At 74.1% G+C, this 20,423-nt stretch carries 19 protein-coding genes and 1 pseudogene; 10 read left to right on the forward strand and 10 right to left on the reverse strand.

Features of this window, described 5'->3' with window-relative positions; translation table 11 throughout:
* Positions 1-5 precede the first annotated feature (5 nt).
* Both HCN51_RS50370 and HCN51_RS50375 read right to left on the reverse strand, forming a co-directional pair.
* Positions 6-233 (reverse strand): hypothetical protein, encoded by a 228-nt coding sequence (locus HCN51_RS50370; RefSeq protein ID WP_168019808.1) that lies wholly within the window; start codon positions 231-233, stop codon positions 6-8.
* A 310-nt stretch (positions 234-543) separates the two neighbouring features.
* Entirely contained in the window at positions 544-1,290 is a 747-nt protein-coding gene (locus tag HCN51_RS50375; protein WP_168019810.1) for a VOC family protein, read from the reverse strand.
* 202 nt (positions 1,291-1,492) lie between these two features.
* Here HCN51_RS50375 and HCN51_RS50380 point away from each other — a divergent pair, with 202 nt between their 5' ends.
* The 3 genes from HCN51_RS50380 to HCN51_RS50390 all read left to right on the forward strand — a co-directional run bounded on the left by HCN51_RS50380 (position 1,493) and on the right by HCN51_RS50390 (position 4,094).
* Positions 1,493-1,969, forward strand: coding sequence for a pyridoxamine 5'-phosphate oxidase family protein (locus HCN51_RS50380; RefSeq protein ID WP_168019812.1), 477 nt, complete (start codon positions 1,493-1,495; stop codon positions 1,967-1,969).
* On the forward strand, positions 1,966-2,688 hold the full coding sequence (locus tag HCN51_RS50385) for a DsbA family oxidoreductase (protein ID WP_168019814.1): 723 nt from the start codon (positions 1,966-1,968) through the stop codon (positions 2,686-2,688). The genes HCN51_RS50380 and HCN51_RS50385 overlap by 4 nt, the downstream gene beginning before the upstream one ends.
* 326 nt (positions 2,689-3,014) lie before the next feature.
* On the forward strand, positions 3,015-4,094 hold the full coding sequence (locus HCN51_RS50390) for a site-specific integrase (protein ID WP_168019816.1): 1,080 nt from the start codon (positions 3,015-3,017) through the stop codon (positions 4,092-4,094).
* Between the two features lie 13 nt (positions 4,095-4,107).
* Here the strand turns inward: HCN51_RS50390 and HCN51_RS50395 are convergent, their stop codons facing one another.
* From HCN51_RS50395 to HCN51_RS50405, 3 genes are all read right to left on the reverse strand, one after another.
* Entirely contained in the window at positions 4,108-5,217 is a 1,110-nt protein-coding gene (locus HCN51_RS50395; protein ID WP_168019818.1) for a TolB-like translocation protein, read from the reverse strand.
* A complete protein-coding gene (locus HCN51_RS50400) occupies positions 5,214-5,732 on the reverse strand; it encodes a SigE family RNA polymerase sigma factor (RefSeq protein ID WP_206068849.1) in 519 nt (172 codons plus the stop codon). Before HCN51_RS50400 ends, HCN51_RS50395 begins: the two co-directional genes overlap by 4 nt.
* A 194-nt stretch (positions 5,733-5,926) precedes the next feature.
* Positions 5,927-6,772, reverse strand: a complete 846-nt coding sequence (locus HCN51_RS50405) for an aldo/keto reductase (RefSeq protein WP_168019834.1) — start codon at positions 6,770-6,772, stop codon at positions 5,927-5,929.
* A 265-nt stretch (positions 6,773-7,037) separates the two neighbouring features.
* Here HCN51_RS50405 and HCN51_RS50410 point away from each other — a divergent pair, with 265 nt between their 5' ends.
* Entirely contained in the window at positions 7,038-7,223 is a 186-nt protein-coding gene (locus tag HCN51_RS50410) for a hypothetical protein (protein WP_168019836.1), read from the forward strand.
* Position 7,224: 1 nt separating this feature from the next.
* On the opposite strand, the gene HCN51_RS62775 is transcribed toward HCN51_RS50410, so the two are convergent.
* On the reverse strand, positions 7,225-8,208 hold the full coding sequence (locus tag HCN51_RS62775) for a helix-turn-helix domain-containing protein (protein ID WP_168019838.1): 984 nt from the start codon (positions 8,206-8,208) through the stop codon (positions 7,225-7,227).
* Positions 8,209-8,398: 190 nt separating this feature from the next.
* Between HCN51_RS62775 and HCN51_RS50420 the strand changes: the two genes are divergently transcribed.
* Both HCN51_RS50420 and HCN51_RS50425 read left to right on the forward strand, forming a co-directional pair.
* The gene (locus tag HCN51_RS50420; protein ID WP_168019840.1) at positions 8,399-9,421 is read left to right on the forward strand and encodes a LacI family DNA-binding transcriptional regulator; all 1,023 of its coding nucleotides are present in this window, start codon (positions 8,399-8,401) and stop codon (positions 9,419-9,421) included.
* 11 nt (positions 9,422-9,432) lie between these two features.
* The gene (locus tag HCN51_RS50425; protein WP_206068850.1) at positions 9,433-11,511 is read left to right on the forward strand and encodes a beta-galactosidase; all 2,079 of its coding nucleotides are present in this window, start codon (positions 9,433-9,435) and stop codon (positions 11,509-11,511) included.
* Between the two features lie 10 nt (positions 11,512-11,521).
* On the opposite strand, the gene HCN51_RS50430 is transcribed toward HCN51_RS50425, so the two are convergent.
* Entirely contained in the window at positions 11,522-12,529 is a 1,008-nt protein-coding gene (locus tag HCN51_RS50430; protein ID WP_206068851.1) for a DUF1835 domain-containing protein, read from the reverse strand.
* A gap of 159 nt (positions 12,530-12,688) precedes the next feature.
* Between HCN51_RS50430 and HCN51_RS50435 the strand changes: the two genes are divergently transcribed.
* Positions 12,689-14,032, forward strand: a complete 1,344-nt coding sequence (locus tag HCN51_RS50435) for a hypothetical protein (protein ID WP_168019843.1) — start codon at positions 12,689-12,691, stop codon at positions 14,030-14,032.
* A 110-nt stretch (positions 14,033-14,142) separates the two neighbouring features.
* Here HCN51_RS50435 and HCN51_RS50440 read toward each other — a convergent pair whose 3' ends face one another.
* Positions 14,143-15,096: a glycoside hydrolase family 113 protein gene (locus HCN51_RS50440; RefSeq protein WP_168019845.1), complete on the reverse strand. Its 954-nt coding sequence runs from the start codon at positions 15,094-15,096 to the stop codon at positions 14,143-14,145.
* A gap of 47 nt (positions 15,097-15,143) precedes the next feature.
* On the opposite strand from HCN51_RS50440, the gene HCN51_RS50445 reads away from it, so the two are divergent.
* The 3 genes from HCN51_RS50445 to HCN51_RS50455 all read left to right on the forward strand — a co-directional run bounded on the left by HCN51_RS50445 (position 15,144) and on the right by HCN51_RS50455 (position 19,067).
* Positions 15,144-15,755 carry a TetR/AcrR family transcriptional regulator gene (locus HCN51_RS50445; RefSeq protein ID WP_240974086.1) on the forward strand — a complete coding sequence of 204 codons (612 nt, stop codon included), beginning with the start codon at positions 15,144-15,146 and terminating at the stop codon, positions 15,753-15,755.
* A 42-nt stretch (positions 15,756-15,797) separates the two neighbouring features.
* Positions 15,798-17,528 carry an aminotransferase class V-fold PLP-dependent enzyme gene (locus HCN51_RS50450; protein WP_168019849.1) on the forward strand — a complete coding sequence of 577 codons (1,731 nt, stop codon included), beginning with the start codon at positions 15,798-15,800 and terminating at the stop codon, positions 17,526-17,528.
* A gap of 807 nt (positions 17,529-18,335) precedes the next feature.
* Entirely contained in the window at positions 18,336-19,067 is a 732-nt protein-coding gene (locus HCN51_RS50455; protein ID WP_168019851.1) for a hypothetical protein, read from the forward strand.
* A 20-nt stretch (positions 19,068-19,087) separates the two neighbouring features.
* Here HCN51_RS50455 and HCN51_RS50460 read toward each other — a convergent pair.
* Both HCN51_RS50460 and HCN51_RS50465 read right to left on the reverse strand, forming a co-directional pair.
* Positions 19,088-19,414: pseudogene (locus HCN51_RS50460) on the reverse strand (methyltransferase); the annotation flags it as partial.
* A 176-nt stretch (positions 19,415-19,590) separates the two neighbouring features.
* Entirely contained in the window at positions 19,591-20,409 is an 819-nt protein-coding gene (locus HCN51_RS50465; protein ID WP_168019855.1) for an SAM-dependent methyltransferase, read from the reverse strand.
* Positions 20,410-20,423: the final 14 nt, after the last annotated feature.

Here is a 20,423-nt window from a genome sequence, read left to right on the forward strand (position 1 = left end):
GCGGGTCAGTGATGGGGCAGCTGCGGGTACACGACGAGAAAGAAGACGACGAGACCCACGGCCGCGAGGATCAGCTGCGTACCGAGGCCGAGCTCCTCGCCGCCGCCGTCGCGGCGGGCGCGCCAGTCCTCGCGGTTACGCCTGCGCTCCGCGTCGTCGCTCATGCGCCGCACCATGTCGCGCTGCTGCTGTATCCGTCGCGAGCTTTCTCGCTGGTAGTCGTCGAACGGCATCCGCTCACCCCTTCTGACTCGCACCCCTTGGAGTCAGGTTGACACAGAACGTCATTACCTGGTGGTGACAGCACCGAAAGCCGCCGATCCGAGTAGGGGGTGGTACTTGTGCCGGAACCGCCGGGGTTGTCCGCCCTACCGCTGCTGGACGAGGCGGAGGCCGAGCGGACGAAGAAGGGGGAGGGAGTGCTGCTGCTCGGTGACGCGGCCACGATCGGTGCGGCGCGGGAGTGGCGGGCGAGCGTGACTTCGCCGCGCGCGACGCGTTCCGCCGGGCGGCGCGGGCGAGCCCGGCCGGGTGCAGACCGGGTCAGCCCTTGCCGAGGACGCAGAACTCGTTGCCCTCCGGGTCGGCCAGCACCGTCCACGGCACCTCGCCCTGGCCGACGTCGGCGCTGGTGGCGCCCAGGGTGCGCAGGCGGGTGACCTCCGCGTCCTTGGTGTCCACGGGGTCGGGGAGGAGGTCGATGTGGATGCGGTTCCACCAGGTGCGCGGGCCCGGCGGGGTGCGCAGGAACTCCAGGTACGGGCCCGTGCCCGTGCCCTCCGTCGGGCGCAGGCGGGCGTGGTCGTCGGTCACTTCTTGCGGGACCGAGTCCACCGCCGCGCCCCAGAACCGGGCCAGGGCGCGCGGGTCGGCGCAGTCGACCACCACGGCGGCGATCGGTCCCGTGTCGCGGTAGAGCTCCCGGGGCTCCAGCACGCAGAACACGTTGCCCTCCGGGTCGGCCAGCACCGTCCACGGCACCTCGCCCTGGCCCACGTCGGCGGGGGTGGCGCCGAGGTCCTTCAGGTGGGCGACCAGCTCGGCGTGGTGGGCGGCCGAGGTGGTGGCGAGGTCGATGTGGACGCGGTACCGCACCGTCTCCGGGTCGGGGACGGTGACGAGGTCGATGTAGAAGCCGGTGGGGTCCGGCCAGGCGACGCCTTCGGGCTCCAGGTTGGTCACGCCGGGCGCTTCGCTGGAGACGCCCCAGCCCAGCGCCTCGGCCCAGAAGCGGCCGAGCGCCGCGTCGTCCCGGGCCTTGAAGTTCACCTGTACGAGTCGTAGCGCCATGCCGCCGATCATAGGGCCGGGATGGTGAGGGAAGGGTGCTCGCGGCACGCGGATTGACGTAATCGGACCGTGGTCCGTATGCTGGCGTTCCAGCAGGCCGGCGGGTCCGGTCAGTACGCGTGAGAGGGCGTCCCATGCTGATATTTCCGTATTCGTCCCCTGCGCGAGCGTGCTCGGGCGCGGCGCAGAGGGAGGGCTGGTGATGGCGCTCGCCCGTGAGGACGGGCTGCGGCTGGTCCGCCGGTACGGCGCCGCGGAGCGGTGGCTGGCGGTGCTGGTGACGACGCGGACGGACGGCCGGCCCTCCGTGTGCGTCGTCAACGCCGGAGTGCTGCCCCATCCGGTCACCGGCGTGGACACGGTCGCGTTCGTCGCCCGCGGGGGCACCGCCAAGCTGGCCAACCTGCGCGCGAACCCGCACGCCACCCTCGTGTTCCGCTCCGGCTGGGAGTGGGTGGCGGTGCGCGGGCCGGTCGACCTGGCCGGCCCCGACGACCCCCTCACAGGGGTGGAGCTGGAGCGGCTGCTGCGCGACATCTACCACGCGGCCGGCGGCGACCACCCCGACCTCGCCGAGTACGACCGGGTGATGGCCGCCGAGCGGCGGGTCGCCGTGCTGCTGCACCCGCACCACTTCACCACCAACCCCGCCGGCACCGAACACCAGGAGACCCCATGACGCACCCGGACGGCCACGCCGACCCCGTTCCCGCCGCGCCGCCGGTGGCGCCGGGCACCATTCAGGTCTGGTCGGACCTGCTGTGCCCGTTCGCCTACGTCGGCCTGATCTGGCTGCGGCGGGCCCGCCGGCGCCTCGGGCTCGACGGCGTCGTACGGGTCGAGCACCGCACCTTCCCGCTGGAGCTGTTCAACGGGCCGCACCCCCGCCGCGGCACCGACACCGAGGCGGTCGGTCTCGGGCAGATCGAGCCCGAGGCGGAGTTCCGGATCTGGACCGAGCCCGACGATCTCTACCCGCACACCGTGCTGCTGGCCGCCGAGGCCGTCCACGCCGCGAACGCGCAGAGCCTCCCGGCGGGGGAGGAGCTCGACTTCGCGTTGCGCCGGGCGTTCTGGACGCGTTCTTGCTCGATCAGCCACCGCCAGGCCATCCTCGACGTCGCCGCCGAGGTGCCGGACGGGGCCGTGGACGTGGCCGCGCTGGCCGCCGCCCTGGACAGCGGCCGGCATCGCGGCGACGTCATGCGCGACTTCGCCGTCTCCCAGACGGACGCCGTCAAGGGCAGCCCGACGCTGCGCCTGCCCGATGGGACGGCCGAGCACAATCCCGGCATCCAGGTCTCCTGGCAGGGGCCGTGGGCGGTGGGATTCCCCGTCGTCGGCTCCTTCGACCCGAGCAGCTACGACGCCCTCGTCGAGCGCGCCGCCAAGCAATGACCCTTCGGTCGCGGCCGGGCATCTTGGAGGTGAGGAGCGCATCACCCTGCCCCTGACGCGGAGCCCGGTCCATCGAGCGCGGGCCGGGGCGCGCTGACCAGCGAAACCGTCCGATCATGACATCAGCGGTCACAGCCCGACATGGGGTCGCTCCGTGAGAAGATCGAATCCATGATTGCACTGCCTGGCTCAGGCCGCCGCAGGGGCGCTTACGCCCGCGGGCCGGCCGCCGACACGTCCGTGACGTTCATGGCGCGGCCGGGGCTGCGCGGCCGGGCGGGGCTCGGCGCCGCGGCCGTGCGGGCGGGGGCGGTCGAGTGCCGAGCATGCCCCCGGCGGCCAGTGGCAAGCAGGACGGCAAGCAGGCTGGCAAGCAGGGCGGCAAGCAGGGCGGGCCGCGGGTGAGCCCGGTCGCGGATGAGTGGCGCCTGGTGGCGATGGCGGAGGAGCGAGGTGAGACCGGGGTGGCGCGGGCCGTTCCGGACAGGGCCGAGGAGGCGGTGCTCAGCGTGGGGCGGATCGGCGGGCTGCGGCCGCGCCGCCGTCCCGGCGACGGGGGTGAGGCGTCGGGCGCCGACGTCGACCTGGTGGACGCCCTGCCGCCGGCCACCCGCCGCACGGTGGCGGCCTGGCTGCTGGAGAGGCAGTCGGCGGCCACCCGGCAGGCCAGGCTGCAGGTGCTGGCCGCGTTCGTGCGCTGGCTGCGCAGCGTGGACCCGGCGATCGAGCTGCTCGCGGTCACCGGCGCGCACCTCGACGCCTACTGCGACGCGGCGCGCGCCGGCAAGCTGACCGTCGGCGTGCGCAACCCGGGCCGGCCCCTGTCGAGGACGACCGTGTCCAGGAAGCGGGCCGTGCTGTCGTCGTTCTACACCTTCGCCTGGCGCAGCGGCGTCGTCCGCCACGACCACGCCGCCGTGGTGCCGCGCCCGGCGCCGCCCCGCGACCCCGCCGTGCTGGGCCGCGCCGATCGGCGGCTGCTGCGCGAGGGCGTCGCCCGGCTGGCCGAGGAGGGCAGGGCGGCGGAGGCGGCGGCGGTCGCGCTGCTGGACGCGACCGGCGCGCCCGTGTCCGCGCTGGCGGGGCTGACCGTGCAGGACCTGCGGGCGGTGACGGCCGGCGGGCCCGCCGTCGTGACCGTGCACGACGGCCGCGGCGACCTGGTCGCCTTCCCGGTCCCGCCGCTGGCCCGCGCGCTGCTGCGGGCGCTGTCCGCCGCCCGTACGCCCGGCGAGCCGCTGCTTCGGCGGCCCGACGGCCGGCCGGTGGACGTCCAGTGGGTCACGGCGGCGCTCACCGCGGCGGCGCTCGCGGGCGGGGTGCCGCGCGAGCGGGCCGAGCTGCTGGACCCGCACATGATGCGGGCCACCACCGTGACGGAGCTGATGCGCGAGCAGGTGATGTGACCGGCCGGGGAGGTCAGAGCCCGGTGCCTGCCGCCTCCCCGGGCAGGGTCAGGTTCGAGAGCTTGGTGTCGTACCTCTTCAGGAGGCGGGCCTTGCCCGTCGTGACGTTCAGCGCGTACAGCTCCCAGCCGCGGTTGCCGTGGAACCTGACCTCGACCTCCGTCGCGTCGCGCCAGATGGTCGGGGTGAGGTAGCCGCTGGCCGCCGACAGCCCGGTGACGGTGATCTCCCGCACGGCGCGCCCCGTCCTGACGTCGAGCACGGTGAGCACCGGCTTGGCGCTCCTGGAGTACTTGCCGTGGTCGAACGCGACCACGGTGCGCTGGTCGGGGGCCAGCTCGCTGGGCGAGATGAACGTCCCGTCGAAGCGCACCGGCTTGCCGCCCCCGGTCACGGGCATGAACCACAGGTCCGTCTTGATGTAGCGGATCAGCTCGACCACGCCGTCCTTGATGGCGATGGGCTCGTACCTGCCGTTGATCGTCGTGCGCCTCCCCGTGCTGGTGTCGATGAGCACGCCGGGGTACTTGCTGCCCTCTCGGGGGTCGAAGACCAGGTAGCGGCCGTCGTCGGAGACCACCAGCATGGAGCCGATCCCGATCTTCTCCTCCGGTGTCGGCGCGCTCACCTCGGCCCCGGTGATCAGGTCGCGCACCACGTGCGCCTGGGCCTCGCGGCTGTAGTAGGCGAGCTTGCGCCCGTCGCGGCTGAGCGCCACCGGCACGTCGTGGCCGTTCTCCTTGTGGGCGAGCGCCTGCGGCAGCCGGTACGTCTTCCCGGCGGTCGTGACGACCCGCCACTCCACGCTGTCGCAGTCGACGCCGATCGGCTCGGCGACCACCTCGCACCTCGTCCGGTACGCGTAGCTCAGCGGCCCCACCTTGCCGCCGGGCAGGTCGGGCACCGCGTTCGCCTGCTGCTGCGGCACGGCGGGGGCGGCGCTCCACCGCCAGGGCAGCGACACGGCGGTGAACGCCGCGCCCACCGCGGCGGCCGTCGCCACGGCGGTCAGCGCCAGCGAGATCCGCCGCCGGCGCCGGTGCCCCGCGACGACCACGTCGAGCAGGTCCACCAGGGGCGCCTCTTCGGCGATGCCGTCCAGGGCCTCACGCAGCCGGGTCATCGGGACACCTCCACGATCTCGGGGTCGTTCAGCAGGTGCGCCAGCTCGGGCGCGATCGTCCGCAGGCGGGTCAGCGCGTGGTGGGTCTGGCTCTTGACGGTGCCGACGGAGCAGCCGAGCACCTCGGCGGCCTGCGCCTCGGTCAGGTCCTCCCAGAACCGCAGCACGATCACGGCCCGCTGCCTGGGCCCCAGCTTGGCCAGGGCCTGCCGCAGGACGATGCGGTCGAGCGTGGCGTCGTCGCCGGTGGCGGCGCGCTCGGGCACCTCGGCGCTCGGCAGCTCGGGGCGCGGCCGGCGGCGCCAGGAGATGTACTGGTTGACCAGCGCCTTACGGGTGTACGCCTCGGGGTTGCCGCCCCTGGACAGCTTGCCCCACTGCCCCGCGACCTTGATCAGGACGCTCTGCAGCAGGTCCTCGGCGAGATGGGCGTCTCCCGTGAGCAGGTACGCCGTCCGCATCAGCGCTTGCTGGCGGGCGAGCACGAACTCGCGGAAGCCGTCGTGGTGATCCAATGTGAGCTCCTCTCGCCCGTTCCCAACGCCACCCGCGGGGCGGAAGGTTGCAGGCGAGCGCCCGGGAACGCGGGCGACGCCCCGCCCTGACCGGCCGAGCCCCGAACGCGGATGGCGCCCCGCCCTGACCGGCCGAGCCATGAACGCGGCGACGCCCCGCCCTGGCCAGGGCGGGGCGTCCTCGTCGCGGGCGTTCAGCCGAGGCGGGCGAGCTCCTCCGCGCTCAGCTCCAGGCTCGCCGCGGCGGCCGAGTCGATGATGGTCTCCGGGCGGCTGGCGCCCGGGATCGGGATGACGACCGGGCTGCGGGCCAGCTCCCAAGCCAGGCACACCTGCTGCGGCGAGACGCCGTGGGCGTCGGCGATCTCGGCGAACACGGCGTTCAGCTCGCCGGTGCGGCCGATGCCGCCGAGCGGGGACCACGGCAGGAACGCCAGCCCGAGCTCGGCGCACACGTCGATCTCCGGCTCGCTGGTGCGGAACCGCGGCGAGTACTCGTTCTGCACGCTGACCAGGCGCTCGCCCAGGATGCTGTGGGCGAGCCTGATCTGGTCGGGGTTGGCGTTCGAGATGCCCGCGTACTGGATCTTGCCGACGTCGTGCAGCTCCTTCAGCGCCCCGATCGTCTCCTCGTAGGGGACCTTCGGGTCGGGCCGGTGGTGCTGGTAGAGGCCGATGCTGTCCACGCCGAGCGCCTTGAGCGAGCGGTCGCAGGCCGCCCGCAGGTACGCCGGGCTGCCGTCCACGTCCCAGCCGTCGGGCGTGCGGGTGTGCCCGCCCTTGGTGGCGACCAGCACGGCGTCGGTGTCGCCGCCCCACAGGGACAGGGCGCGGGCCACCAGCCGCTCGTTGTGGCCGACGTCCTCGTGGGACGGCGTGTAGGCGTCGGCCGTGTCGATCAAGGTGATGCCGGCGTCGAGGGCGGCGTGGATCGTCCGGATGGACTGCTCCTCGTCCGGCATGTGACCGGCCACCGACATGGGCATGGCGCCGAGCCCGATGACTCCGACCTGCCGGCCGCCGATGGCACGCGTTCGCATGGTGGTGTTGTGCATGGGGACCAGACTGTCGCCTGGAGCGCACTCCAGGTCAACTGGCACGGCCGCCCGCGTCCTTCGTTTTCCGGATCGACCGCGGCGAACGGTTCGTCACGCGACCTGCGGGACCCGGCCGGGCGATGCGATGGTGAAGAGGGCCGCCGGGAGATCGGCGGGGAGGGAAGGGCGAGGCGCGATGCGGGCCGCAGAGTGTGATCCGGCAGCTCGGCAGGCTGATGATCCCCCTGTACGGGAGCGGGTGGCGGAGATGCGCGCCACCTCGGCCCGGCTCAGGCTCCAGGCGCGCGACATCCGGGCCGAGACCCGGCGCGTCGTGGCCGCCGCCAGGCGGACCCGGTTTCATCTCGTCACGCAGGGCGAACGCTTCAGAGCCGTCCAGGCGGCGATCCGGCTGCAACGCCTGCGGCGCGCCTGGGGAGAGAGCGGGCAGTGAGCTAGGTGCTGAGGGTGTCGCGGGGCGAGCGGCCGTAGACGCGGCGGTAGAAGGCGGAGAAGCGGCCCAGGTGGTAGAAACCCCAGCGGGCCGCGATGGCGCTGACCGTGGCGCCCTCGGCGGGGTCGGCGGCCAGCAGGTCGGTGTGGGCCGCCGCCAGCCGGACCCGGCGCACGTACCCCATCGGCGTGGTGCCGTGGTGGCGGCGGAAGGCGTACTGCACGGCGCGCGGGGTGGCGCAGGCGGCCGCCGCGATGTCGGCCAGCGACAGGTCGGGGTCGGCGTGGTGCGCCTCGATGTGGGCGACGGCCAGGCGCAGCACGGCCGGGGTGGCGTCCGCGTGGTCGGCGCGGGCCTCCTCCCGGACGGTCAGCGTGGTGGGGAACGCGGCCAGGATGCCGGCCGCGAGCAGCCGCGCGGCGTTGCCGACGACGAGGGGATGCGGGGCCGCGGGGCCGGACAGCAGCGCGTCGGTCAGGGCCAGCGCGTCGGCGATCATGCGGGAGGCGGCGGGGCCGCGGGGTGAGCGCGACAGCAGCCGCGGCGGCCAGGCGGAGCCGTTCCGGGGGACGCCGGCGACGTCGGCCAGCAGGTCCAGCGGCAGCGTCACGGTACGGATGCGCAGGTTCTCGGCCCGGGAGACGAGGTCGTCGCGGGGGAAGGTGGCCATGAGCGCGTCGCCGGGGCCGTAGCGGTGCACGCCCTGCGCGTCCTCGATCGTGACGGTGCCGCTCAGGACGAGGCCGGCCCGCACGGTCTCGATGTCGCGGTTGCGGCAGGTCATCGTGCCCGGGAGGGTGAGGTCGGTGGTGCGGAAGGAGCCGGCGTCGGCGGCCGACACGGCGAGCCGGGCGGTGCCGTCGCGGATCCTGCCCATGAGCAGCCGGCTGCCGTAGACGCGGTCCAGCCACTCGCGCACCTCGCCCAGGTCGTCGGTGACGAACCGGCTCAGGGCCGGCGCGCCGGTATCCGGCTGAGCGCTCACGGGCCTCATCCCCCTTGGCGGGACGGCGCCCGCCATGGGGCGCACGAGCCCGCGCTCGACGAACAAACACCCTGGTGCCCGTGAGAGTACTGCGGAACGTCCGCCGAGCGAAGCCCTCTCTTGACAGGACGCCGCCGCGAGCAGCACAGTACCGATCATGTTGACTACGTAGTCACACGTAAGGAGCCGCATGTCCGGGACCAGACGCCGGCCGCCGGGCAGCACCGACGTCGCCCGGCTGGCCGGAGTGTCGCAGAAGACCGTCTCCCGCGTGATGAACGGCGAGCCGTACGTGAGCGACGAGATCCGCGAGCGCGTGCTCGCGGCGGCGCGCGAGCTCGGCTACCGCCGCAACACCGCCGCCCGCGCGCTCAACCTCGGCCGCTTCCACCGCATCGGCGTGGTCTCGCTCGGCAGCGCGCTCTACGGCCCCGCCACGCAGCTCATCGAGCTGGAGCGGCGGGCCAGGGCGATCGGGTACGCCTTCAGCGTCGTGCACACCCTCGAAGGCGACGAGGGCGGCGTGGCCAGAGCCATGGAGTCGCTGCTGGAGCAGGGCGTGGACGGCATCGTGCTGTCCGACCCGATCGACGGCGGCGGCCAGGAGCCGCGCATCGAGCCCGGCGTGCCCGTGCTGAGCCTGGGGCCGCTGCCCGGCCTGTCCGGCCCGGATGTGATCGTGCACCGCCCGTCCAACGAGGACGCCGGCCGCGAGGCCACCGAGCACCTGCTCGGCCTCGGCCACCCGACCGTGTGGCACGTCGCGGGCCCCGAGCGGTGGTGGGCCTCCCGCGACCGCGTGCGCGGCTGGCGGGCGGCGCTGGCCGCCGCCGGCGCCCCCGAGCCGCCGCTGCTCACCGGCGACTGGACGCCCGCCTCCGGCTACGCCGCCGGGCGGGCCCTCGCCGGGAACCCGGACGTCACCGCCGTGTTCGTGGCCAACGACGACATGGCGATCGGCGTGCTGCACGCCCTGGCCGAAGCCGGCCGCGCCGTGCCCGGCGAGGTGAGCGTCGTCGGCATGGACGACATCCCGGCCGCCGCCTACCTGGCCCCGCCCCTGACCACCGTCCGGCAGGACTTCGCCGCCTCCGCCGCCCAGGGCCTGGCCCGGCTCGTGGACCGCATCGAAGGCCGCCAGGACGCCCCCGCACCGGACGTCCCGACCACGCGCCTGGTGACCCGCCGGTCCACCCGGCCGTACCGACCATGAAAGGATCACCCGTGCCGCGAGTGCTCTTCGGCGCCGCCTACTACCCCGAATACCACCCCAGCGAGCTGCTGAAGACCGACCTCGACCTCATGGCCGAGGCCCGCTTCTCCGTCATCCGCGTCGGAGAGTCCGTCTGGTCCACCTGGGAGCCCGAGAACGGCCGCTTCGACCTCGACTGGCTGCGGCCCACGCTCGACGGCGCCCACGAGCGCGGCATCGGCGTCATCCTGGGCACGCCCACGTACGCGGCCCCGCCCTGGCTGACCCGCCTCTACCCCGAGATCGCCGGCGAGCTGCGCACCGGCGAGCGCATCGGCTGGGGCGCCCGCCAGGAGATGGACTTCACCCACCCCGCGTTCCTGTTCCACGCCGAGCGCGTCATCCGCAAGGTCGTCGAGCGGTACGCCGGCCACCCGTCCGTCATCGGCTTCCAGGTGGACAACGAGCCCGGCCTGCACCTGCTGCGCAACCACGGCATCTTCCAGCGTTTCGTCGACTGGCTGCGCCACACCTACGGCGACGTCGAGACCCTCAACGAGGAATGGGGGCTCGTCTACTGGTCGCACCGGCTGTCCACCTGGGCCGACCTGTGGCAGCCAGACGGCAACGCCCAGCCCCAGTACGAGCAGGCGTGGCGGCGCTTCCAGGCCGACCAGGTGACCGCGTTCATCGGCTGGCAGGCCGGCATCGTGCGCGAGTACGCCCGGCCCGGGCAGTTCGTCACCACCTGCCTGGCCTACGACCGGCCCGCCGTCGCCGACGACGAGCTGACCGCCGGGCTCGACGTCGCCGCCGGCAACCCGTACTACGCCATGCAGGACGGGCTCGCCCTGCCCGCCAGGCCGCACGCCACCCAGGACTGGCGCACCCGCGACATCTGGGCGTTCTACCGGGCGGCCGACCGCATGTACTCCTCGCGGCAGGAGCCGTTCCTCGTCACCGAGACCAACGCCCAGGCCATCGGCGCGCCCTGGGTCAACCAGCCCGCCTACGACGGGCAGTGGCGGCAGGCCGCCTGGGCGCTCGTCTCCCGCGGCGCGTCCATGATCGAGTACTGGCAGTGGCGGACGCTCGTGTTCGGCACCGAGACGTACTGGGGCGGCGTGCTGCCGCACAGCGGGCGGCCCGGGCGCACGTACCGGGAGATCGCCCGCATCGGCGCGGAGCTGGAGCGGGCCGGCGACCTCGTCGAAGGTCTCACCCCCGACGGGGACGTGGCGCTGCTCTACTCCCACCCCAGCAAGTGGGCGCTGGCCGCGCAGCCGCCGCTCCAGGCCGCCGACGGCGGGCCCGACCGGCGCTCCTACGAGGCGATCTTCGACGCCTTCTACCGCGGCGCCTTCGACGCGGGGCTCCAGGCGCGCGTGGTGCACGCCGGGCAGGCGGTCGCCGAGGACCCCGCCGCGCTCGCCCGCCGGCACCCGGTGCTGGTGGCCGCCGGTCTGTACGTGACCGACGACGCCACCCTCGGCTGGCTCCGGGCGTACGCGACGGCGGGCGGGCACCTCGTGCTCGGGCCGCGCACCGCGTACGCCGATCACGAGGCGCGGGCGCGGCGCGACGTGCAGCCGGCCCGGCTGGCGGAGGCGGCGGGGGCCTGGTACGACGAGTTCAGCAACCTCGACGCCGACCTGCCGGTACGAGCGGCGGACGGCTCCCCGCTCGACCTGCCCGGGCAGGCCGCCGGCACCCGCTGGGCCGACGGGCTGCAGGCCGACGGCGCCGAGGTGCTGGCCGGCTACCGGCACCCGCACTTCGGCCGGTTCGCCGCCGCCACCACGCGGGCGCACGGCGCCGGCCGCGTCACCTACGTCGGCACCCTCCCGAACCCCGCGTTCGGCGCGGCCCTGTTCCGCTGGCTCGCCCCGGACCCGGGCCCCTGGCACCCGGCCCCGTCCCCCTCGGTCACCTCCACCGGCGCGACCGCGCGGGACGGGCGGCGGCTGCGCTTCCTGCACAACTGGAGCTGGGAGGAGACGGCCGTGCCCGTGCCGGTCGCCGTCCGCGACGTCCTCGACGGCACCGAGCACGCGGCGGGGACGGAGCTGCGGCTCGGGCCGTGGGACGTGCGGGTGCTGGCCGAGGTGTAGGCCCGGGCGGTCAGGCGCTCACGGTCAGGCGCTCCCGGCCCTCGTCCCACCTCCAGCGGACGTCCCGGCCGGTCAGGTGGACGCCGCCGATCCACCGGTCGACGCCGTTGATCGTCACGTGGTCGGCCTCACCCTCCAGCACGCGCGCACCGGCGCGGGTGAGGCGGACCTCGGTGGCGAAGCCGGCCGGGCGGCCGGCGGGCTCGACGCTCAGCAGCGGCTGCGGGCCGCCGGCCAGGCGGTCGATCGTCGCGAAGTACCAGGTGTCGCCGATGTAGGGGCGGGCCTCCCTGGCGGAGGCGCGGGCGAAGACGTCTCCCGCCGTGGAGCCGCCGTCCGGCTCGACGGCGGCCAGGACACGGCGCTCGGTGAGGGAGAGGCCGTCGCGGGTCGAGGGGTACTCGCGGCTCAGCCGTTCGAACGCCTCCCCGAGGAAGCGCAGCTCGGGGGAGCGGTCGGCGGCGATCGCGGGCAGGCCCTCGGGGGCAGGGGCGCGGAAGGCGTTCCACGCGTGGATGGCCAGGTCGAAGGCGGCCGGGGTGAGAGCGGCGCACGCCCCGGTCGCGGGCAGCGCGGCGAGCTGGTCGGGCCGCAGCTGGCCGAGGCCGCCGAAGCGGGCGATGCCGGGATGCTCGCCGATGCAGATCAGCGTGACGCGCTGCGCCGGCACCTTCAACCCGGCCAGGCGGGACAGGATCTCCACGATCTGGAGCTGGTCGTACAGGTCGGCCTCGAACCACAGCACGTGCTCGCCGTCGCGGTGCGCCTCCAGGGCGGCGTCCCGCTGCTCGAACATGTGCGGCCCCTCGGCGCGGTCGTCGGCGCCGGCCGTCCTGAGGAACGCGGTCCTGACCCGGCGCAGCTCCTCGGGCGGCAGCGCGGGGACCGGCCCCTCGTGCAGCGTGTCCCGCCAGTAGATGATGTGCCGCGCGAGCCCGGTGCCCGCCAGGTCGGTGGCGTCGCCGTTGCCGACGTGCAGCGCCGCAGCCATCCGCGTGAGGTCCACGTGCTCGGTCATGAACGTCTCCCGTGCGGCAGGCGCGGACGGCCGCCTCCCCCATGCTAGCCCTGGCCCTGCTCGATCACCGTGGACAACGCTGGTCAACGTGCCGATCTGGCTGGTCAACACGCGGCGCCGTACAACCGAACCCTCGGACGCCTGACGGAGGAGGCCATCATGATCGGTTCGACGGGGCGCGCCACGGCCCGCGGGTTACGCCCGCGCCGGCTGCCGGCCATGGCCCGCAGGTTAGGCCCGCGCCGGCTGCCGGCCGCGGCCGTGGCGGTGCTCGCCGCGGGCCTGCTCCAGGCGGGCGGTGCGAGCGCGTGGGCGGCCGGCCCGCCGTCGCCGGACCCCGGCGTCGGCGTCGAGGAGGAGGGCGCGGAGCCGTCCGGCGAGGACTGCGACGCCGGGACGGACGCGGCCGGCGACTCGGCGCTCGCCGTCACGGCGATCACCGCCGACCGGGTCGCGCGCCACCCGGCGCGCAAGTACGCGGGGTTCGCCAGGGACGACCGGGTCAGCATCCCGCGCCAGGACGAGGCCAACACCCGGCAGCGGTACCTGGACGTCGAGTACGCGCTGCCCGCCGGCGTCGAACTGACCTGCGTCCGCGTGGACCTCCTCGACACCACCCCGCGCTCCGGCAGGACGGTGCTGCAGACGGTCACCGAGGCGGCGCCGACCGCCGACGGCGGCGAAGGCGTCAGGAGCGTCGGCCGCGACCGGCTCAAGGTGCGGGTGACCTTCGACGAGCAGCACCCCTCCAAGCTCCGCGCCAAGCCCGCGCAGGTGACCAGGGTCGGCTACCGCGTCAGCCTGATCGGCGAGGACCAGGACGGCACGGTGGTGGCCGCGCGCAAGGACTCCGCCGACTTCTTCCCGCTGTGGCGGCTGCCCGCCGGCCTCGACCGGTACGGCCCGCGTGACGACAAGACCGGCGGGGACGACTGGTGCTCGTCCTTCACCCACGGCTGGCTGTCCTCGGCGACCGGCCGGGCGCTGCTGCCCCGCGTCAACGACATCTCCGGCGAGCACGCCCGCAACCTCGGCCACCAGACCCACCTGACCGGCGACGACATCGACGCCTTCCACCCCTACCGCTTCTCCGGCGTGGACGCGGGCGCCGCCGGCTCCGGCGGCCGCAACTACGCCAGGCTGGTGGCCGCCACGCGGGCCGCCATGGACGGCGACGCGGACGGGCTCGGACAGGTCAAGGAGTGGGCGGAGACGACCAGGACCCGGCTCGCCCAGCTGATCGACGACGGGAACGTGGTGCGGATGTACTACGCGGCCGGCAGCGCCGTGAAGGGGGACGCGCGGTTCACCGCGGGCTGGGCGAGCGCGCTGCTCAGGACCGGCGTGTACGCCTACACGGACGCGAAGAAGGAGGCCCGGGAGCTGGATCTCGGGATCGGGGAGTGGAGCAGGATCGGCAACAAGGTCATCACGGCCAGGGACTTCCGCCCCGACCACAACGACCACCTCCACGTGACGCTGAGCGAGACCCGCCGGAGGTAGCCGCCGATCCGGGCGGAGGGCCGCTGGGGGGCTGAGGGCGTGCGGCTGGGGGCGTGCGGCTGGGCGGGCTTACGGCTGGGCGGGGTGTGCGGGCCTGGCCGGGTGCCGGCTCAGCGGTACCGTTCGGCGAGCAGGTGGAAGGCCTGCTTCGGCTCCCACGACCCCTCGCCGGTCACCCGCACGATGCCGTAGCTGGCCGCGTCGAGCTCCCCGGGCATGTCGTGCTGCGCGAAGGTGTTCACGAACACGCTGTCCACCCCCTCCTGCTCGCACACGTCCAGCACCTCGCCCAGGTAGGCGGCCTGCTCGCCCTCGTCGCGCGCCAGCGGCCGGCTGAGCCCGACCGGCCGGTGCCCGTCGTACCGGACGACCTCCGTGCCGCGCGCCCCGAGGTCGCCGGCGTTCCGGAACGTCATGCAGCCGACCTCGGTGATCGCCACCGGCTTGCCGCTGCGCGCCACCAGCTCGCGCACCCCGTCGCGGTACCGGTCGGCGATCTCCGCCGACCGGTACAGGTCCACCCCGACGATGTCGAACGGCGACCAGTCCACGGACTCGAACGGGATCGCCGCGTACGTGATCCGGCCCGCGAACCGCTCCCGCACCACCGTCACCGCGTCCTCCAGGAACGCGTTGACCAGCGCGGGCACCCGCCCCAGGTGCCGGCGCAGCGTCTCGGGCGAGGAGAGCAGGCCGACCCGGTCGCCGATCGTGTCGCCGGGCAGGAAGCCCCGGCTGAGCAGGCTGTGCTCCGCGCCCGCCACGAACACCATGTCGCTGCCCTTGATCCGCCCGGCGCAGTCGGCGAACAGGTCGAGCAGCTCGGCCGGCGACAGGTCGGCGGTGAACGGCGAGAACCACACCTCCAGCCCCACCTCGACGGCCTCGCGGGCGGCGGCCTCCAGCCGGTCGGGGTCCGAGCCGATGATCCTGACGGCCGTGCCGTGCAGGTCGCGCCCGATCACCTGGAGGTCGCGCCGCACGTCCTCGATGTCGAACGTCCCCCTGGTGTCGTGGTCGCCGATCACGATGCCGGTGTCGTACACGATGCCCTTGCCGCGCATGTCCTCATCCTTCCCTTAGGTACGGTACGTACCGTACCCTGATGGGCATGAGGCGTCGAGGTCAAGAGCTGGAGCGGGCCATCCTGAAGGCGGCGCAGGACGAACTGCTCGAATCCGGATATGCCGGGCTCACCATGGAGCGGGTGGCCAAGCGGGCGGGCACCAACAAGAACGCCCTCTACCGCCGCTGGCCCCACCGCGCCGCGCTCGGCGTCGCCGCCTACGCCGAGCTGGCCGCCGCCCACACGGTGATCCCCGACACCGGCAGCCTGCGCGGCGACGTCCTGGCCCTGCTGCGGGCCGCCAACGACCACTGGTCGTCGCCGCTCGGCGAGATCCTGCGCGGGCTGCTGTCCGCCGCCGGCGACGACCCCGAGCTGCTGTCCGTCCTGCACGCACGCGTCAGCGGTGGCGACAGCGGGGCGGGCATGTGGCAGGCGGTGCTGCGGCGGGCCGGCATCGAGGTCACGCCCAGGGTCGCGACGGTGGCGATGGGGCTGCTGCGCAACGAGTTCGTCACCCGGGGGACGCCGAACGTCCCCGATGACGTGCTCGTCGAGATCGTCGACGAGGTCTACCTCCCGCTCGTCACCGGCCACCTCCCCGGAGGAGCGGTGAGAGGCCGCTCGTCACCGGCCGCCTCCGCGCAGGAGCGGTGAGAGGCCGCTTGCCAGAGTGACGACGCCGTGGATGCTGGTGGAGTGGTGACACCGCAGGCTCCACCGACCTCGCCCCTGCTCGAGCGCATCCGCCGCAGCATCATCGGCGACGACGAGGTGCTGCGCGGCCCGTACGGGCCGCGCAGCATCATCTACGCCGACTACACCGCCTCCGGCAGATCGCTGACCTTCATCGAGGACTTCATCCGCGACCACGTCCTGCCCCGCTACGCCAACACCCACACCGAGAGCTCCGGCACCGGCCTGCAGACCAGCCGGTTACGGGAAGAGGCCCGCCGCGCCGTGCACGAGGGCGTCGGAGCCGGCCCGGACGACGTGGTGATCTTCTGCGGCTCCGGCACCACCGCCGCGATCAACAAGCTCGTCGCCATCCTCGGCCTGCGCACACCCGGCCGGTACGAGGGGCGGCCCGTCGTGTTCGTCGGCCCGTACGAGCACCACTCCAACGAGCTGCCCTGGCGCGAGTCCATCGCCGACACCGTCGCCGTCGGCGAGGACGCGAGCGGCCACATCGACCTGGCTGACCTGCGCGCCCAGCTCCGCCGGCACGCCGACCGGCCGCTGCTCGTCGGCAGCTTCTCAGCCGCCTCCAACGTCACCGGCATCCTCACCGACACCGACCGCGTGGCCCGGCTGCTGCACGAGCACGGCGCGCTGTCGTTCTGGGACTACGCCGCCGCCGCGCCGTACGTGCCGATCCGGATGGCGGCCGGCGCGGGCGGCCACAAGGACGCCATCTTCCTGTCGCCGCACAAGTTCATCGGCGGCCCGCAGACGCCCGGCGTGCTGGTGGTGCGCCGCGAGCTGGTACGCAACCGGGTGCCCACCGCGCCCGGCGGCGGCACCGTCCTGTTCGTCGACCCGACCGGGCACCGCTACCTCGCCGACCCCGTCGCCAGGGAGGAGGGCGGCACCCCCGCCATCGTGGAGTCGATCCGCGCCGGCCTGGTCTTCCGCCTCAAGCAGGCCATCGGCACCGATCTCATCCAGGCCCGCGAGGAACGCTTCTGGCAGCGGGCCCTGCGCCGCTGGGAGCGCAACCCCGGCATCGACATCCTCGGCGACCGCGACGCCCGCCGCCTGTCCATCGTCTCCATCAGGATCCGCGCGGGCGACGGCCTGTTCCTGCACCACAACTACGTGGTCGCGGTCCTGAACGACCTGTTCGGCATCCAGGCACGCGGCGGCTGCTCCTGCGCCGGCCCCTACGGCCACCGCCTGCTGTCCATCGACGCCGCCCGCTCCCGGGCGTTCGAGGAGGAGATCGGCAACGGCTGCGAGGGCATCAAACCCGGCTGGGTGCGGGTCAACTTCAACTACTTCATCTCGGACGCCGTCTGCGACTACCTGATCGACGCCGTCGACCTCATCGCCCGGTACGGCGCCCGGCTGCTGCCCGACTACCGCTTCGACCCCGCCACCGGCCTGTGGCGCCACCGCGCCGCCCCCACCGACCCCCCACTCCACCTCTCCGACCTGCACTTCGACGAGCCACCCCCGGGCGGTGGTGGCTTGTACGGCCGTGGTGCGGGCGGCCCGCTTTCGGCGGACCCAGGTGCGTGGCTTTCCTCGCGCGCCCGGGTCGGCGACGACGACGCCCTTCCCGGCTACCTGGCTGAGGCCCGCACCCTCCTGGAGTCCCGCCCCGCCGAGATCGACCCGCACCCGCCCGGCCTCCCGCAGGAGTTCGAACGCCTGCGCTGGTTCCCCCTTCCCAAGATCTGCCTGGACCGCCCCGGCCCCACCCCTTGACCGGAACGCAACCACCCGGCCGCGACCTGCCGCACGCTTTGTCCAGTGCGGTCCGGACAACGCCGGTCATCATGCCGAGCAGCCCGATCATCGCGCCCCGTCGTATCCAGGAGCGGAGAGCCGCCCGGAGGGAGGGCGGCGACCGGCATCCAGGGGGCCATGATGACGAGCAGGAGATCGGCGGGCGGACGCCACCGCCAGGGCCGGCCCACACCCACCCCACCACCGGACCCGGCGGCCCGCCCCGCCCGGAACGCCCGGAACGACCGCGACGAACGGGGCCTTAACCGCGCCCTCCACCCGGCACCACTCCAGGCACGCACGACGCCACCCGACAGCACCTACGACGCCACCAGAGCCATCGCCGGCCGCAACCCGCGCGGCGCGGTCGCCGGACCTGCCGCCCCCGATCCGGGCCGCGCCGCTGCCGGGCCTGCCGCCTCCGAGTCGGGTCGTGCGGCTGCTGGGCCGGGTCGTGCGGCTGCTGAGCCTGGAGCTCACGACGCCGATCGGGCGGGTGGCGTCCCGGCCGTTGCGGCGGGGAGCGACGAGGCGGCGGCCACGGTCCAGTTCCGGCACGTCCGTCCGGCCGTGCCTCCGGCTCGCCTGGCACACGCGCCCGTGCCGCCGGGCCGCCCGGCACAGGCATCCGCGCTGTCAGCCCGCCCGGCACAGGCCGCCCCTGCGCCGGCGACTCGAACCCCTGCCCCGGTGGCTCACGCGGCCGAGCCTCCCGCACCGCCGGAGGCGGCGGCTCGCAAGGGGCGGTGGTCGCGCGGCTCTGTCAAACTGTGGGTGATCGCCGGGGTGCTCGCACAGGTCGGGCTGTTCGCGGTGACGCTGCTCAACCAGGACCGTGACCCGGGCACGGCGCTCGCCGCACCGGCCGGAGCCGCCGGGCCCGCACAGGCAACGGAAGCCACGCCGAACACCGAACCCAGGACGGCCGCGACGAGCAGGCAGAGCCGGACGGGCGCGATGGGCCGGTCCGCCGAGGGGGAGCGGGGCGGGCAGGCACGTAAGGGCGGCGTGGGCCTCGCCTTCTCGGCGGTCGCCGGCCCGAGCTGCCCGCGCGACTCCGGCCGCAGTGTGAACATCATCGGCGCCCCCGGCAGGGACGGCTGGAAGGACGCGAAGGCGGGCGGCTGGACGGGCGCGGGCTGCGGCGAGGGTTTCCTGTTCTCGGACCTGAAGTACGACCCGGCCGCCACCGTCCGGCCGAGCAACACTTTCCAGTGGCGCTTCACGACGGGCCTGCGCGGCCGGCACCAGTGCGTGGTGGGCGTGTACGTGCCCAGCTCCGGCCTGGCGGGCCAGCGCGTCTGGTACACGGTCACCGACGGCTTCGACAAGGGCGCCCGCACGGTCACCGAGTTCACCCTCGACCAGCGCATGCGGCAGGGCACGTGGGTGGCGGCGCCCTCGCCGGTGACGGTCGAGGGCGGCCTGGTGATGGTGGAGATCAAGGACACCGGCATGGGGAACGCGACGGGCGACCAGTCGATGGCGGCGGGCCCGATCCGGCTCTCCTGCGCCTGACCGTCCGACCGATGCCCAGGTTACGGCTCGACCACCTCGACGATGGAGACCATCGTCCCCGTGGGCACGATCCGGGCGATCCGCAGCCCGGCCGCCGCGAACAACGCGGCGAACTCCCCCTCCGTCCGCTCCCGCCCCGTGAACGCCGTCATCAGCATCATGTCCACGGCCTTGGCCTGGTGGGGCTCGTTGCCGGGCGGGATGACCGCGTCGATGTTGAGGATCCGCCCGCCGGGCACCATGGCCCGGCGGCAGTGGCGCAGGACGGTGACGCAGCTGTCGTCGTCCCAGTCGTGCAGGATGCGTTTGAGCACGTAGACGTCCCCGCCGACGGGCAACCCGGTGGAGAAGTCGCCGGGCGCGAGGCGGGCGCAGCCTCCGTCGCGTCAGGGATCCCGCTGTCAGGGTAGACGCGGCTCCCGTCCCGTTCCAGAGCGAACACCGCGGCGCGCACGCGGACGGCCGTGCGGCGCCCAGCGCCGTGCGAAGTCAGGGGTAGGAGTTAGAGGTCAGGAGGTGGAGGTCAGGGGCGGCGGCCGACGGCGCCCAGCACGCCGCCCTTGGCCAGCCCGGGCGGCAGGTACGGGTCGTCGTTGCGCCAGTCCTGGGCCGGCACCACCCCGGGCTCCAGCAGCTCCAGCCCCTCGAAGTAGCCGCGCACGGTCTCCCGGTCGCGCCAGGCGATAGACCCGGAGGCGGAGCGGCGGTAGACGCCGCGCGCCTCGTCGATCTTTTCCGCGTCGTTCTCGTCCGGCTCGATGTAGCCGTGCGAGAGGATCAGGTACCCGCCGGGCACGAGCGCGTCCCGCAGCGTGGTGACGATCTTGGTGACTTCGTCGTCGTCGTTGAAGAAGTGCAGGACGGCGGCCAGGACGATCGCGACGGGCCGCGAGAAGTCGAGGTGGGCGGCGGCGGCGTGGAGGATGTCCGCGGGCCGCTGCAGGTCCCCCTGCACGGCGAACGTGTCGGGGTTGTCGGCGAGCAGGGCCTGGGCGTGGGTGAGCACGATGGGATCGTTGTCGACGTAGACGACCCGCGAGCCGGGCGCGGTGCGCTGCACGACCTGGTGCACGTTGTCCTGCGTGGGCAGCCCGGCGCCGATGTCGAGGAACTGCCGCACCCCGGCCTCGGCGACGTGCCGTACGGCGCGGACGAGGAACCCGCGGTTGGCCAGGGCGACCTCGCGGACGTCGGAGCCGGCGTCGCGGGCGAGCCGGATGATCTGCTCGGCCGCTTCTCTGTCGGCGGCGAAGTTGTCCTTGCCGCCCAGGTAGTAGTCGTACATCCGCGCGACGCTGGGGATCGTCGGGTCGATCCCGTGGGGCACGTTCTCGTCCACCATCGCCTGCCTTCCTC

The sequence above is a fragment of the Nonomuraea composti genome (genome assembly GCF_012034275.1).
Taxonomy (GTDB): Bacteria; Actinomycetota; Actinomycetes; order Streptosporangiales; family Streptosporangiaceae; genus Nonomuraea; species Nonomuraea composti.

Coding starts and splice junctions, on each gene's coding strand:
- HCN51_RS50370 (WP_168019808.1), bottom strand. CDS start 233: ATGCCGTTCGACGACTACCAGCGAGAAAGCTCGCGACGGATACAGCAG.
- HCN51_RS50375 (WP_168019810.1), bottom strand. CDS start 1,290: ATGGCGCTACGACTCGTACAGGTGAACTTCAAGGCCCGGGACGACGCG.
- HCN51_RS50380 (WP_168019812.1), top strand. CDS start 1,493: ATGGCGCTCGCCCGTGAGGACGGGCTGCGGCTGGTCCGCCGGTACGGC.
- HCN51_RS50385 (WP_168019814.1), top strand. CDS start 1,966: ATGACGCACCCGGACGGCCACGCCGACCCCGTTCCCGCCGCGCCGCCG.
- HCN51_RS50390 (WP_168019816.1), top strand. CDS start 3,015: ATGCCCCCGGCGGCCAGTGGCAAGCAGGACGGCAAGCAGGCTGGCAAG.
- HCN51_RS50395 (WP_168019818.1), bottom strand. CDS start 5,217: ATGACCCGGCTGCGTGAGGCCCTGGACGGCATCGCCGAAGAGGCGCCC.
- HCN51_RS50405 (WP_168019834.1), bottom strand. CDS start 6,772: ATGCGAACGCGTGCCATCGGCGGCCGGCAGGTCGGAGTCATCGGGCTC.
- HCN51_RS50410 (WP_168019836.1), top strand. CDS start 7,038: ATGCGCGCCACCTCGGCCCGGCTCAGGCTCCAGGCGCGCGACATCCGG.
- HCN51_RS50420 (WP_168019840.1), top strand. CDS start 8,399: ATGTCCGGGACCAGACGCCGGCCGCCGGGCAGCACCGACGTCGCCCGG.
- HCN51_RS50430 (WP_206068851.1), bottom strand. CDS start 12,529: ATGACCGAGCACGTGGACCTCACGCGGATGGCTGCGGCGCTGCACGTC.
- HCN51_RS50435 (WP_168019843.1), top strand. CDS start 12,689: ATGATCGGTTCGACGGGGCGCGCCACGGCCCGCGGGTTACGCCCGCGC.
- HCN51_RS50440 (WP_168019845.1), bottom strand. CDS start 15,096: ATGCGCGGCAAGGGCATCGTGTACGACACCGGCATCGTGATCGGCGAC.
- HCN51_RS50445 (WP_240974086.1), top strand. CDS start 15,144: ATGAGGCGTCGAGGTCAAGAGCTGGAGCGGGCCATCCTGAAGGCGGCG.
- HCN51_RS50465 (WP_168019855.1), bottom strand. CDS start 20,409: ATGGTGGACGAGAACGTGCCCCACGGGATCGACCCGACGATCCCCAGC.